The organism is Kribbella sp. NBC_00889 (genome assembly GCF_045207705.1).
In the GTDB taxonomy this organism is placed as follows: domain Bacteria; phylum Actinomycetota; class Actinomycetes; order Propionibacteriales; family Kribbellaceae; genus Kribbella.
The window spans coordinates 7,101,569-7,115,587 of sequence record NZ_CP108783.1; the positions used below are offsets into that span (position 1 = coordinate 7,101,569).

Sequence of the window (14,019 nt, forward strand, 5' to 3'; positions counted from 1 at the left end):
CGCTTCAGCCTGCGACGACGACGCGCTGTCTGAACACCTCAGCCCTGTTCCAGTGCGTCTCCCTTTGAAGGACCCTTCATGTCCGCTGTTCTGCCTGTCCTGGCCACCAGACTGTCCACTGCCGCCGCGGCCGCCTTCGGTCCGTCGTACGGCGAACTCGATCCCGAACTGCGGTCGGCGACCAGACCCGAGTTCGGCCACTACCAGACCAACCTCGCGCTCCGGCTGGCGAACGCCCTCGGCCGGCCGCCGCGGGAGATCGCCACACGCCTGGTCGCCGAGCTACAGGTCGGCGACCTGTGTGAGCCGCCGCAGATCGCCGGACCCGGCTTCGTCAACCTGACCTTGCGGGCCGAGACGTTGGCCGCGGCGGTCAACGAGCCGCTGACGTTCGGGGCGCGCGGCGAGCGGGTCGTCGTCGACTACTCACAGCCCAACGTCGCGAAGCAGATGCACGTCGGCCACCTGCGGTCGACGGTGATCGGTGACGCGCTCTGCAACGTACTGCGGTACGTCGGGTACGAGGTGATCCGGCAGAACCACGTCGGCGACTGGGGCACGCAGTACGGGATGATGATCGAGCAGCTCAAGGACGAGGAGCTGGACCCGGAATCCCTTGATCTGCAGGGCTTGCAGCTGCTGTACGAGCGGAGCCGGAAGCACTTCGATGCCGACGGCCCCTTCGCGGACCGGTCCAGACTGAGGGTTGTGGCGCTGCAGTCGGGCGATCCGGAGACGCGGGCGATCTGGCGGCGGATGGTCGACGTTTCGCTGGATGACTTCGAGCAGGTGTACGCGCTGCTCGGATCCGCCCTGACCCGGGACGACGTGGTCGGCGAGAGCGCCTACAACGACGATCTGCAGCCGATCGTGGACGAGTTGTCCAGGGCCGGTCTGCTGACCGAGTCCGAGGGTGCGCTGTGCGCGTTCCTGCCCGGGTTCCTCGGCCGGGACGGTCAGCCGCTGCCGGTGATCGTGCGGAAGTCCGACGGCGGCTTCGGCTACAGCGCGACCGATCTCGCCGCCGTCCGGCACCGGGTGAGCAGGCTGCACGCCAGCCGGATCGTGTATGTCGTCGACCACCGGCAGTCCTTGCACTTCGACCAGATCTTCACCCTCGCCAGGACGGCCGGCTGGTTGCCGCCGACAACAACCGCCGAGCACGTCAGCTTCGGAACGGTCCTCGGACCGAACGGAAAACCCTTCAAAACAAGGGCAGGCGGCACGGTGAAGTTGACCGCCTTGCTCAACGAGGCGGTGGCGCGGGCCGATTCGCTGCTGGAGGGTCGCGACGGAGTCGACCGGCAGACGACCGCACGCGCGGTCGGCATCGGCGCGGTCAAGTACGCCGACCTGTCCAGCGACCGGGGCAACGACTACGTATTCGACCTCGACCGGATGGTCGCGATGACCGGCAACACCGGGCCGTACCTCCAGTACGCGCACGCCCGGCTGACCCGGCTGCTCGCCAAGGCCGGCGGATCCGACGGCGAGGTGACCGACCTCAAGGACCCGGCCGAGGTGAGACTCGCACTGCTGCTGACCGGTTTCGCCGGCACGGTCGCCCAGGTCGCGGAGACACTCCAACCACACCGGCTCTGCACCTACCTCTACGAGGTCGCCGCCGCACTGTCCGTCTTCTACGAACTGTGCCCCGTGCTGACCAGCGAGGGCGAGACCAGAGCCAGCCGGATCGCGCTCTGCGCGGCGACCCGGAAAGTGTTGCAGGATGGACTCGGCCTGCTCGGTATCACGGCCCCAGATGCGATGTGACTCTCCCGGAGGTTGCCCATGTTGCCGTGGTCCGCGGATCTCGCCGGCCGGTTCGAGCAGACGACGTACGACAGCGCCTTGCTGCGCGGGAACCCACTGGGTGATCCGCACGAGCGGCCGGTGCTCGTCTACCTGCCGCCGGGGTACGACGACTCGGACCGGCGCTACCCGGCGATCTACGTGACGATGGGATACACCGGGCACATCGGGATGTGGTTCAACCGGACGCCGTTCCGGCAGCCGTTCCCGGAGTTGCTCGACGCGCTGTTCGCGCCGGGCGACGTACCGCCGGCGATCGTCGTGTTCGTGGACAGCTGGACGCGGTACGGCGGCAGCCAGTGCCTCGACTCCCCCGGCACCGGGCAGTATCACTCGTACCTGTGCGAGGAGATCGTGCCCTGGGTCGACGCGAAGTACCGGACCATCGCCGACCGCGACCACCGCGCCATCACCGGCAAGTCGAGCGGCGGCTGCACCGCGATGGTGACGCCGATGCTGCGGCCGGACGTGTTCGGGGCCCTGGCGACGCACGCCGGGGACGCGGCCTTCGGCGTCTGCTACACGCCGGAGTTCCCCGCGCGGGCCCGGACGCTGCGCGACAAGTACGACGGCAGCTACGAGAAGTTCTTCGAGTCGTTCGCGAGCCGCGCCGGCCGGACCTCGAACGAGGATCTGCACATGCTCGAGATGTACGGCTACTCCTCGGCGTACTCGGCTGAACCCGACGGCACTGTCCTGCTGCCGTACGACGACCTGGGCAGGATCATCCCGGAGGTCTGGGAGCGCTGGCTGTCCCACGACCCGGTCGAGATGGCTCGCCAACCGCAGTACGCCGACGCGCTGCGCTCACTGCGAGCGGTCTGGATCGATGCGGGTCAGCAGGACGAGTTCTACCTCGACTTCGGTGCCACCGCGTTCCACCGGGAGGTGCAGCAGGCCGGCGTACCCGAGGAGCGTGTCCACTTCGAGCTGTTCGAAGGGACCCACGGCGGCATCGAGTACCGCTACCCGCTCGCGGTGCGGTGGCTCTGCGAACAACTGCGGTAATTCGCGTGCTCCGGCCGGAGCCACCCCGTACCTTCGGGCCATGGGGACTTTGACGTGGCCGGAGGGGATCGACGCGCGCCCGATCGACAAGGGCGACGCGGAGGCGTGGGCCGAGCTGCTCGCCGCGCGGGAGAAGGTCGATCAGGAGGGCGAGAACTACGACGCCGACGACCTGATCGAGGAGCTGGAGGACGCGCAGCTGGACACCTCCCGCGACACCGTCGGCCTGTGGGCCGACGGGCGGATGATCGGGTACGGCAAGGTGTACGCCCCGAGCTCGGTGGTGGACGTCGCCCGGATCCGGACCGAAGGCACCGTCCATCCGCAGTGGCGGCGGCAGGGACTCGGTACGGCGCTGCAGCGGTGGCTGATCCAGCGCGCGGGCGAGGTCCACATCGAGAAGCACCCAGAGACGACCGGTGAGATCAACACCGCGACGATCAGCACGAACGTCGGCGCCGACCGGCTGCTGCGGACCTTCGGCTTCGAGGAGTGCCGCTACTTCTTCGACATGAAACGCCCGCTGGATGCCGCAGTGCCCGAGGCCACGCTCGCCGATGGACTGCGGCTCGCGCAGTTCGACCCGGCGATGGACGAGGACGTGCGGGTGACCCACAACGAGGCCTTCCGTGACCACTGGGGTTCGACCCCGCGGGACCCGGAGAGCTGGAAGAACTGGGTCACCGGCTCCCGCGCCTTCCGCCGAGGACAGTCGTACGTCGTCCTGGACGGTGACACGATCGCGGCGTACGTGCTCGGCTACGAGTGGGTCGCCGACACCGAGGCCACCGGGATCAAGGAGCTGTACATCGGCCAGGTCGGGACCCTGCGGGCCTACCGTGGTCGCGGGCTGGCCCGGGCCGCGCTGGCGAAGGTGCTGACCGAGGCCGTACAGGCCGGCTTCCAGCGGGCAGGTCTCGGCGTCGACGCCGACAACCCCACCGGAGCGCTCGGCCTGTACGAAGGCCTCGGTTTCGCGATTCACAGCAAGTGGATCACTTACCGTTTGCCGCTCTGATCAGACGTGTGAGTCCACGACGACCGGGTCTGGAGTCGCCTCGATCGGCTCCGGCCGGCGCCGGAACCAGTTCCAGGGGCGGACACTGACCACGATCATCGTCAGGCTCAGGACGGCGTACACCAGGGATCCGATGAAGGCCGCGTGCACACCGTCGGTGAGCACCTCGCGCGGGATGGTCGAGGTGGAGTTGCGGCTCGCCGTACCGAAGATGGTGACCAGGATGCCGAGGCCGAGCGCACCGCCGACCTGCTGGACCACGTTCAGCATGCCGGAGGCGGCACCCGAGTCCTCCGGCGCGACGCCCGAGATGGCCCGGCTGACCAGCGGGATGAAGATCATCCCGGCGCCCATGCCGAACAACAGCATCGGACCGACCACGTCGGCGAGGTAGGTGCTGTTCGCGTCCAGCTGCGTCAGCCACACCGTGCCCAGCGCGACCAGCGTGGACCCCGTCAGCATCAGCTTGGCGCCGTCGATCCGGGCGACCAATCGCGGCACCACTCGGGACGCCGTGAACAGCAGACCGGTCAGCGGCAGGAAGGCGAGACCGGCTGCCAGCGGGCTGAGCGCGAGCACACCCTGCAGGTACTGCGTCAGGAAGAAGAACATCCCGAACATCGTGCCGACCACCAGAAGCATGGTCACGTACGACGCCGACCGGTTGGCCGACCGGAACAGACGCAGCGGAACGATCGGGTGGCTGACCCGGCGCTCGACCAGGACGAACGTGACCAGGAGCACCACGCCGACCGCGAACGCACCCAGGACCTCGGCCGACGTCCAGCCGACGTCGGCGACCCGGATGAAGCCGAACACGAGCGAGGTGATGCCGAGCGTCGAGGTGAGCGCGCCGGCCACATCGAACCGGCCGGTCTCCGGCGCGGTCTCGGTCAGCACCCGCCGCGCCGCGATGACCAGGCCGATGCCGATCGGCACATTGATGAACAGACCCCAGCGCCAGGACGCCCAGTCGGTCAGCATTCCGCCGAGGACCAGACCGACGCTGCCGCCGCCGGACGACACCAGGCTGTAGTACCCGAGCGCCTTCAGCCGCTCGGGACCTTCGCGATAGGTGAGCATGAGCAGAGTCAGCGCGGCTGGTGCGGCGATGGCACCGCCGATGCCCTGCAGGACGCGGGCGGCGAGCAGTAGTTCCGCATTCGGCGCGAGACCGCCGAGCAGCGAGGCGAGCGTGAAGACACTGACGCCGGTGACGAACACCCGGCGGCGACCGAGCAGGTCCCCGGCCCGGGCACCGAGCAGGAGCAGACCGCCGAACGCGAGCGCGTAGGCGTTCTGCACCCAGGACAAGCTGGACGGGCTGAAGTCGAGCGCGTGCTGGATCTTGGGCATCGCGATGTTCACCACGGTGCCGTCGAGGATCACCATCAACTGGGTGATCAGGATGACCGCGAGAACGACCCCCGGCCGCCGCGCGGGCGTGCCTGGGGTGGCGCCGGACGGCGCCGCGGCTGTTGCCGACATATTGCTCCTTACCCCGGAGGGGCTACAGTTGAGACAGAAAGCGGAGCGCTCCTCCGGATACGATACGGAGGCACCCTCCGCTTTGCAAGCGATATTCTTCGGGAACTTCGATCGCTGCCGACCGTGAGGAGGTCCGATGGGCACGCCACAGCTGCCGTCCATGCGGCCGACCCGCGCGGACGCGGCCCGGAACTACGACCTGCTCGTCACTGCCGCCCGCGAGGCGTTCACCGAGAACGGCGCCGACACCTCGCTGGAGGAGATCGCCCGCCGGGCCGGCGTCGGCATCGGCACGCTCTACCGCCGGTTCCCGAACCGGACCGCGCTGCTCGAGGCGGTCTACGTGGACGAGATCCAGTCGGTCTGCGACCGGGCGTACGGCTTCGCCGAGGAACTCGAGCCGTTCGAGGCGTTGGCCGCCTGGCTCCGCAGCTTCGTCGGCTACGCCGTCTCCAAGAAGTCCCTGGCCGGCGAGCTCACAGTTGCCTTGGGCAAGGATTCGGAGTTCTTCCAGACCTGCAAGGTCAACGTCAGGGAGGCCGGTCAGCTGCTGCTGGACAAGGCGAAGGCGTCCGGCGAGGTGCGGCCCGAGCTCGACCTGACGGACATCATGCGTCTGGTCGGCGGGATCAACATGAGCCGCGACATGGAGCCCGAGCAGGCTCAGCGGCTGCTCGACATCGTGCTGTGCGGCCTCAGGCCGGCTGACTCCCGGCCTCAGTCAGCGTCCTGACCTCGGCCAGCGTCGGATTGCCCGCGTCGCGCTCGGCCCAGCTCAGCTGCTCGCGCGGGAATGGAAGTTCTCCTTGAGCCAGCCGTCGTCGTTCGGCTGCACGTCCAGCTCGATCCGCAGCACACCGGGGATCGTGGTTTCGTATGCCCTCACCGCCGTACCTGCCGGCGGGCCTCGAGCTGGGCCTGGTCGGCCGCAGTCAGGCCCGCCTCCCAGCCGGCGCCGTTGGTGATCCGGGTCCGGCGAGTGGTCGTGTTCGGGAACAGCTTGCTGAACAGCGCGTCCACCTGTTCCTCTCGCCTCGTCAGCACAGGCAACAGCCGCCCAGCGTCGGCTTCCGGTACGGCGGCCTGAGTGGCTGCCGCGGCCGTCTGCAACCGCTCTCCGATCCGCTGTGCGTAGGCCATCAGGAACGACTGCCGGAACGACCGCGTTCGCGATTCGCCGCGTCGGCCGAAGTGTTTGCCTGCGGCAAGCATCGCCCGATTCGCCTGCACCAGCAGGGAAGTGCTGAGGATCTCGGTCAGCTGCAGATCCAGGTCGGCACCGACAATGGTGACCACGGCCAGCTCGTCGATCACCACGGTGCGACAGCGGTTCGCCGACGCGACGGCGCCGACCAGCTGCGCCTTGGCAGACACGTACGGCGTGTCGACCCACAGTCGCCGGCCGGCCGAGTCGTCCGGAATCTCCACCGCCGGATCCGCCTCCACCAGGGCACTGTCGAGCGAGAACTTCGCCATCAGCTCCTGCGCCTTGCCGGACAACGCCTCCGCCTCGTCCGGGAACTCCGTCGCCTCCGCCTTCGCGAGCAGACCCCGGATCCGCGCCAGCACCTTCCCGTTCACCGGTACGGCGTGATGTTCGCCGCGACGTACCGGCGTACCGGGCAGGGGGTAGAGGCGGGCGAGGATCGGGAGAGTCTGGAGGAAGCCTGCGAGGGACAGGGCGTGGTGGAGGGTGAGGTAGCGGCCGACGCGGGCCTCGGCGGCCCAGGCGGTCAGGTCGAGGCCTGTGAACGGTGGCGAGACACCGAGATCCGTCAGCTGGTCGAGCCAGCCCGGATCGATCGTGGCGGGCTTGTAGGCCTGGTGTTCGGCGGAGATGGTGGCCAGGAGCAGCGGCTCGACACCCGCATCCAGCTGCCGTCGGCCATGCTGGACGACATCGGCCGGTGACCAGCCGCGCTCCCACGTCGTCCGGAGCAGACCGGTCAGAAACCCCTTCAGGCAACGATCGACCTGCGCCTGGTCGCGTTCGTCGTACGCACCGAGGCGGGCCAGCTCGGCGTCGGCGCGATCGTCGCGCAGGGCAACGACGGCGGCAGCGATCGGCAACAATCGCAGGATCTCGTCGTCACTCACGCGGTCGAGTCTGACACCCGGCGAAGTTCCCGCCCAAACGGGACCGCGATCCCTTGTGGAAAACCCGGCGTTTCTGAAGCCTGGCTGAAGACAGCGAGCGAAGATCTGCCCAAAAAGGACGCTGTCGCAGGGGGATCAGGCACCTAGCCTGGCAGCACCACATCGGGGAGGAAACGCAATGACTCAGCTTGCGGAAGCTGGACTCGACGAACTACGCGCTGCACTGGTGGGGGCCGTGCTGGCGCCGGACGAGGACGGGTACGACGACGCGCGGCGGCTCTGGAACGCGCAGCACGACCGGCGTCCCGCCGTGATCGCCCAGGTACGGACCGCCGAGGACGTCCAGGCCGCGGTCCGGTTCGCCGTCGCCAACGACCTGGAGATCGCCGTCCGGGGCGGTTCACACAGCATGTCCGGAGCGTCGTCGGTCGACGACGGACTGATGATCGACCTGAGCCGGATGAACCAGATCACGGTCGATCCGGAGGCGCGCCGCGTCCGCGTCGGCGGCGGAGCGCTGCTGAGTGACCTCGACGCGGCCACACAGGCGCACGGCCTGGCGGTCCCGGCCGGCATGATCAGCCACACCGGTGTCGGTGGGCTGACGCTCGGTGGCGGCATGGGCTGGCTGACTCGCAAGCACGGCCTCAGCATCGACAACCTGGAGTCCGTGCGGATCGTCACCGCGGACGGCAGCATCCTGCGGGCGGCCGAGGACGAGAACCCGGACCTGTTCTGGGCGCTCCGCGGCGGCGGCGGCAACTTCGGCGTGGTCACCGAGTTCGAGTTCCGGCTGCACGAGGCCGGGCCGATGGTGCAACTGGGCATGATCTTCTTCGGCCTGGACCAGGGCGCCGAGGCGCTGCGGATGGCGCGCGACGTCATCCCGAGCCTGCCGCGCGACCTCAACGTGGTGATCGCCTGCCTGAACGCGCCACCCGCGCCGTTCGTCCCGCCGGAGCACCACTTCAAGCCCGGCTATGCGCTGGTCGTGGTCGGCTTCGGCTCCCCGCAGCAGCACGCCGAGGCACTCGAGCGCATCCGCACCGCGCTGCCGCCGCTGTTCGAGTTCGCGTCACCGATGCCGTACGTCGCGTTGCAGCAGATGCTGGACGAGGCGAACGACTGGGGCCGCTACAACTACGAGAAGGGCATCTACCTCGACGCACTGACCGACGGCGCGATCGACGCGATCACCGAACAGGTGCCCCGGAAGACCTCGCCGATGTCGGTCGTGCTCTTCTACCACCTCGACGGTGCCTACCTCGAGGCCGATGACGACGCCACCGCTTTCGGCGGCGGACGGACCGAGCGGTACGCGGTCTTCTCGATCGCGATCTGCCCGGAGCCGTCGATGTTCGACGCGGAGCGGGCCTGGGTCCGCGGCCTGTGGGACGCGATGCTGCCCCATGCGAGCACCATCGGCGGCTACGTGAACGGGATGACCGACCCGGACGAGGACCGGCTGCGCGCGTCGTACGGCGACAACAAGTACGACCGGCTCGCGCAGATCAAGGCGAAGTACGACCCGGACAACGTGTTCCACCGCAACCAGAACATCAAGCCGGCCTGACCGACGGTCCGGGTACGCCGACGACGCTCGGCGTACCCGGGACTCGTCCTAGATCGAGGCGGCGCCGTCGACAACCAGGACCTGGCCGTTGATGTTGGTCTGGTCGAGCAGGAGCATGCGGACCACCGGGACGACCTCGTCGGGCTCGGTCAGGTGCCCGGTGGGGGTGCGGCGGACGATCTGGTCGAGCTGGGTCTGGCCCAGGACCGCGGACATCTCCGAGGCGAAGAAGCCGGGCGCAACCGCGTTCGCCAGGACACGTCCGCCGAGTTCGCGGGCGAGCGAGCGGGTGGCGGCGTCCATGCCGCCCTTGGTGGCGGAGTACGCGACCAGGCCCGGGTAGCCGCGCTGCGCACAGATCGACGTGACGTTGACGATCCGGCCCTTCAAGCCCTTCGCGAGCATGCGGCGCAGCACGAAGCGGGTGAGGATCAGCGGCGAGGTCAGGTTCGTCCTGATGATCTCGGCGACCTGGTCGGCCGAGGTGTGGACGTGCAGCGAGTCCTGGCCGATGGCGGCGTTGTTGACCAGACCGTCGATCGGTCCGAGCGCCGTCTCCACCGCCCGCACGAACGCCTGTCCGGCCGCGGCGTCGTTGATGTCGACGGAGCCGTAGTGCAGGTGGTCCGGGTACTTCTCGCCGAGTGCGGTCAGCTCTGGGGTCACGGTCCGGGCGAAGGCGGCGACCTTCAGCCCGGCGGCGAGCAGATCGGTGACGATCGCCAGCCCGAGGCCGCGGGATCCGCCCGAGACCAGTACGACGGACGCGGGCGGGACCCCGCTCGATTCAGACTTCACTCTTGAGTGTCTCCTTCTGCGGGATCTCGTCGAGGAAGGTGATCCGCCGCGGTACGCCGTAGTCCGGCAGGCGGCTCGAGCACCACTGGACAAGGTCATTGTGGGTGAGCGGACCCAGCGTCGGGTTCCGCACCACCTCGGCGGCCACCATCCGGCCGACCAGAGGTGCCTTGCGCGCGAACACGCGGGCCCACGAGACACCGGGGTGGCCCATCAGCACGTTGCGTACGACGCCGGCCGACACCTTCGACCCACCGACGTTGATCTCATCGCTGTCCAACCGGCCGGTGATCAGCACCCGGTCGCCGGAGTACTCGATCCGGTCGCCGGTGTGCACCGCACCGACCAGACCCGCGCCATGATGCGGCGACCGGATGACGAGTTCGTCGCCGTCGGTCGAGAGGATCGGGCGGTCCGGGTCGGGCTTGCGGTCCAGCCACTCGCGCGGGAAGCCGGCCTTGCCGTCGTGCACCACGATCGACGCACCGACCTCGGAGGACGCGTAGATCCAGGAGATCCGGGCCTTCGGGAAGATCTCTCGCAGCTGGTCGAGAATCGCCTGGTCGACCGGCTCACCCCCGAGCGTGATCTGCTCCAGCGGTACGGCGGCCAACGCGTCGGCGTCACGGTAGATCGCTTGGCGCCAGAACGTCGGCGTACCGGAGGCCGCGGTGACACCGTGGGTGGCGGCGATCGACGGCCAGTCCTCCAGCTCGTCCGGCTCGATGGCGACCACGCCCTGATCGGCGTGGGTCAGCGAGAGCGTGACGATCTGCCACCACGCGTACGTGCCGGGCGAGTACGGCAGGAGCCAGGTGCGCGGCGGCTGGTCGCCGGTGACTGTGGTCAGGGTCTCCAGGGTATGACCGATGCGCTTCGGACGGCCGGTCGAGCCGGAGGTGAGCAGCCAGGCGCGGCCGGACTCCTCGACGCGCTTCAGCTTCGCCGGGGTCACTTCCCCAGTGGGCAGAACGATCGCGAACCCGGACTCGCCCAGCTCCTCGCGCATCCGGTTGTCGACGCGCGACGAGGTGGCGACCAGGAGCTCCGTGCCGTGGACCGCGTGGTGGCGCACTGCCGCCAGCGCGTCCGCACCGTTGTCGACCAGGACGGCCGCCGGTGAGGGCAACTGCGGGAGCTTGTGCAGGGTCCGCCAAGTCAGGCTCTTCCCGGCGACGACCACTGTGTTGTCGTCACCGATGAGAGCGGTGGTTCGGCGCGGCGCGGTCACGCCGACTGAAGTTGCTCGATGAAGTCCAGCACATCGCCGACAGTGGTGATCCGGCGCAGCCCGGGGGCATCGAAGTTCAGCTCGTCCTCCAGCTCGTCCTCGACCCGGAGGGCCAACTCGGAGAAGTCCAGCGACCGGAACCCGATCTCTCGCAGATCGGCGGTGTCGTCGGCCGGCAAGTTCTTTCCCTGCGCCGTCATCACCTCGCCCATCAACTCCCTGACCCTGCCACGCGCTATCGAACTCATGAGGCCAAAGCCTAGCTTGTGCGCTCGCCGGCTCGCGGGGGCTCCGGGGGCGGGGTGACGGCGCGACGCCGGACCAGGGATTTCAGTCGTCTGACCCGGCTCGAGATTTCCCAGCCGATCAAGGCGATCAGCGGTGATGCGGCCGCGACGGCGGCGAGCAGGATCTCCTCGACCGGCAGACCGGCGATGTGGAGGGCGAGCATCGGACCTCCCGTTCGACCTGGGCGCGGTTACCGAGTGTAACGGGGATCTTCGAGGCGGTAAACGGCTCGCCTCCTGCGAGTGCGACTCCGGCGACTCATAGACTTCACCGGTGATCACACCAGGCCGGCGGGCGAAGCGCATGTCCGCCGGCCGGAGTCGACGTGCGGCTCGGGTACGTGGTGCGCAGGTCGCGGCGATGGTGAGTCTGCCGGTGCTGCCGCTGGCGTGGTTCGTGGCGTTGCAGGAGCATCCGCCCTGGATGCCGGGCGCGTATCTCGGGTATCTCCTGGTCGTCATCGTCGTACCGGGCACGATGTTCTGGCGGCGGCTCACCGGCGGGACCGGCTGGTTCACGACCGACGTCGTCCTGGGGACGGCCTTCGGACTGGCCGTCGAGGCGCTGCTCTACCCGATCGGGATGGTGTTCCGTATGCCGTTCGCGGCGCTGGTGATGCCGGCGCTCGCCTTCGGGATGTATCGGGCGCTGCCGCGCCGCGAGCTGCCCGAGCGGCCGACGCCGTGGTGGGCAACGGCCGGCGTGATGGTGGTTGTCGGTGTGGTGGCCGCATGGTTCGTCCGCGTCGGATCGCAGCTCATCCCGTTGAACGGCCCGAGTGCCCTGCGGCCGAACTCGGACGCGCCGCACAACCTCGCACTGGCCGCTGAACTGACGCACCACTTCCCACCGAAGGTCCCGTACGCCGATGGCAGGTGGGTGACCAGCCACTGGGCCGCGTACGACCACCTCGCGTCGTCGCATTGGCTCACGAACATCCCTCTCGACGTTCTGACGCACCGGATCGCGCCGTTCGCCTGGATCCTGTTGACCGTGCTGGGTGCGGCAGCCGTCGGCATGCTGTTCACCGGCCGCGCTGTCGCAGCGCCGATCGCAGCTGGGCTGACCGTGGTCGCCGGGGACCTCACTGCTTGGCCGTGGGCCGTGTCTGACCGTGTCCTCACCGAGAGTCCGTTCTCGCTCGGTCAACTGACCAATCCGCCGCAGGCGTTCTCCACAGTGCTGTTGCTGCCGCTCATCGCGGTCACCACCCTGCTTCTGCGCCGCAAGCCGGGCCAGACGCGAGGGCAGTTGTTCCGGCTGTTCGTCACGGCCGGTGTGCTCATCGCGGCCCTTGCACTCACGAAGGCGACCACACTGCCGATCTACGCCGCCGGACTGGCTGCAGCGTGGATCTATCTGACTGTCCGCGCAGGGCGTCTCAACCTCCGCGCGCTGGTGCTCGGCCTGAGCGTTGCGGCGGCGTACGTGCTGACCTTCTTCGTCGTACTGGGCGGCGCACCGTCCAGCGTGCTCTTCAAGCCGGGTACGACGTTCGACCAGTTGGCCGACCGCATGGGTGGCGGGTCCGCAGTCGCGGTGATCGGCGCCGTGGTCGTGCTCGGCTGGGTCATGCCGGCTGTTGGCGCGCTGTTGATCAGGCGACGCGTGCATCGCGATCCGATGCCGGTGTTCCTCGTCGCCGGCTTCCTTGCCGCGCTCGTGGCTGCCGCGGTGCTGTCCGACGACGGCCTGACTCAGCTCTTCTTCGTGCGCACCGGCTTCATCTACGGCGTTCTGCTGGCCACCTGGGGTCTCGCTTCGCTGGAGCGCCGCCAGTTCGCCATCGCGGCCGTCGCACTCCTGATCGGGGTCGCCGCGATCTACTGGGGTCGCTACCGGTCGGACGACACGTGTACGTCGGCCAACTGCTTCGGGCAGGGCCCGGTGGTCGCACTGGTGATCGCAGCGATCGGCATCGGCGTCTTCGGGCTCGTCCTGCGCGGCTCACGGCGTACCTGGGCTCTCATCGCCGTCGCAGTACTGCTGGGGACGACGGTGTCGCCGACAGTGGTGTCGTTGCGGAAGTTCGCCACCCCACCGCTGACGGAGTACGAGTCGATCGCACCGGGCGGGATCGACGCGGCACGGTTCATCCGGCGGAACTCGGGGTCCGACGACCTGATCGCCACCAACCTGCACTGCCACCGCGCCCGCGCCTCGCACTGCCTCACCGGCTCCTACTGGATCTCCGGGTACGCCGAACGCCGGGTGCTCGTACAGGGCTGGGCCTACCAGACCAGAGTGGACGACACGTACCCGGACGGCGTACAGAGCAAGTACTGGGACGAGGAGACGCTCCGGCTCAACGACGAGGTGTTCACCGACCCCACGCGCGACAAGCTGGAGACGCTGCGGACCAAGTACGGCGTGCAGTGGCTGCTGCTGGACGAACGCGTCAGCGCACCGCCGAAGGACCTGGACCGCCTGACCGAGCTCCGCTTCCAGTACGGCTCGGTCCGCGTCTACCAGCTCTACCCACCGCCGCCGGCGAACCCGTTCCCGTCCCAGAGCCCATCACCCACGGGCACCCCGTCGCAGACGCCGGGCTTCCCGACCGGCACACCCGGCTTCCCAACGTCCCCTGGCTTGCCGACCGGCAGCCTCCCGACCGGCAGCCTCCCGACCGAGAGCTTCACGCCGACGTTCCCCACCGGCCCGGTCCCGACGCAGATCACCACTACGCCGGGATTCCCGAGCCCCTGA

Annotated in this window: 12 protein-coding genes; 6 read left to right on the top strand and 6 right to left on the bottom strand. The window is 68.8% G+C overall.

Annotated elements, in window-relative coordinates:
- Positions 1–78 precede the first annotated feature (78 nt).
- The 3 genes from argS to OG817_RS34740 are packed head-to-tail and all read left to right on the top strand — an operon-like array spanning position 79 to position 3,838.
- Positions 79–1,773 (top strand): arginine--tRNA ligase, encoded by a 1,695-nt coding sequence (gene argS, locus OG817_RS34730; protein WP_406049035.1) that lies wholly within the window; start codon positions 79–81, stop codon positions 1,771–1,773.
- An 18-nt stretch (positions 1,774–1,791) separates the two neighbouring features.
- Positions 1,792–2,820, top strand: a complete 1,029-nt coding sequence (locus OG817_RS34735) for an alpha/beta hydrolase-fold protein (RefSeq protein ID WP_406049036.1) — start codon at positions 1,792–1,794, stop codon at positions 2,818–2,820.
- 40 nt (positions 2,821–2,860) lie between these two features.
- On the top strand, positions 2,861–3,838 hold the full coding sequence (locus OG817_RS34740) for a GNAT family N-acetyltransferase (RefSeq protein ID WP_406049038.1): 978 nt from the start codon (positions 2,861–2,863) through the stop codon (positions 3,836–3,838).
- On the opposite strand, the gene OG817_RS34745 is transcribed toward OG817_RS34740, so the two are convergent.
- Positions 3,839–5,326, bottom strand: coding sequence for an MFS transporter (locus OG817_RS34745; RefSeq protein WP_396391030.1), 1,488 nt, complete (start codon positions 5,324–5,326; stop codon positions 3,839–3,841).
- A 136-nt stretch (positions 5,327–5,462) separates the two neighbouring features.
- Between OG817_RS34745 and OG817_RS34750 the strand changes: the two genes are divergently transcribed.
- Positions 5,463–6,059, top strand: a complete 597-nt coding sequence (locus OG817_RS34750; protein ID WP_406049040.1) for a TetR/AcrR family transcriptional regulator — start codon at positions 5,463–5,465, stop codon at positions 6,057–6,059.
- A 149-nt stretch (positions 6,060–6,208) separates the two neighbouring features.
- Here the strand turns inward: OG817_RS34750 and OG817_RS34755 are convergent, their stop codons facing one another.
- Positions 6,209–7,423, bottom strand: coding sequence for a DUF2786 domain-containing protein (locus OG817_RS34755; protein WP_406049041.1), 1,215 nt, complete (start codon positions 7,421–7,423; stop codon positions 6,209–6,211).
- Positions 7,424–7,601: 178 nt separating this feature from the next.
- Here OG817_RS34755 and OG817_RS34760 point away from each other — a divergent pair, with 178 nt between their 5' ends.
- The gene (locus OG817_RS34760; RefSeq protein ID WP_406049043.1) at positions 7,602–8,996 is read left to right on the top strand and encodes an FAD-binding oxidoreductase; all 1,395 of its coding nucleotides are present in this window, start codon (positions 7,602–7,604) and stop codon (positions 8,994–8,996) included.
- Positions 8,997–9,044: 48 nt separating this feature from the next.
- Here OG817_RS34760 and OG817_RS34765 read toward each other — a convergent pair whose 3' ends face one another.
- Genes OG817_RS34765 through OG817_RS34780 form a run of 4 tightly spaced genes read right to left on the bottom strand, consistent with a single transcriptional unit; the run spans position 9,045 to position 11,476 of the window.
- Complete coding sequence (locus tag OG817_RS34765) at positions 9,045–9,794, bottom strand: SDR family NAD(P)-dependent oxidoreductase (RefSeq protein WP_396391025.1); 750 nt, start codon at positions 9,792–9,794, stop codon at positions 9,045–9,047.
- A complete protein-coding gene (locus tag OG817_RS34770) occupies positions 9,784–11,025 on the bottom strand; it encodes an AMP-binding protein (protein ID WP_406049045.1) in 1,242 nt (413 codons plus the stop codon). The genes OG817_RS34765 and OG817_RS34770 overlap by 11 nt, the downstream gene beginning before the upstream one ends.
- Positions 11,022–11,273 carry an acyl carrier protein gene (locus tag OG817_RS34775; RefSeq protein ID WP_396391022.1) on the bottom strand — a complete coding sequence of 84 codons (252 nt, stop codon included), beginning with the start codon at positions 11,271–11,273 and terminating at the stop codon, positions 11,022–11,024. The genes OG817_RS34770 and OG817_RS34775 overlap by 4 nt, the downstream gene beginning before the upstream one ends.
- Positions 11,274–11,284: 11 nt before the next feature.
- A complete protein-coding gene (locus OG817_RS34780) occupies positions 11,285–11,476 on the bottom strand; it encodes a hypothetical protein (RefSeq protein ID WP_396391021.1) in 192 nt (63 codons plus the stop codon).
- Between the two features lie 110 nt (positions 11,477–11,586).
- Here OG817_RS34780 and OG817_RS34785 point away from each other — a divergent pair, with 110 nt between their 5' ends.
- Complete coding sequence (locus OG817_RS34785; protein WP_406049047.1) at positions 11,587–14,019, top strand: hypothetical protein; 2,433 nt, start codon at positions 11,587–11,589, stop codon at positions 14,017–14,019.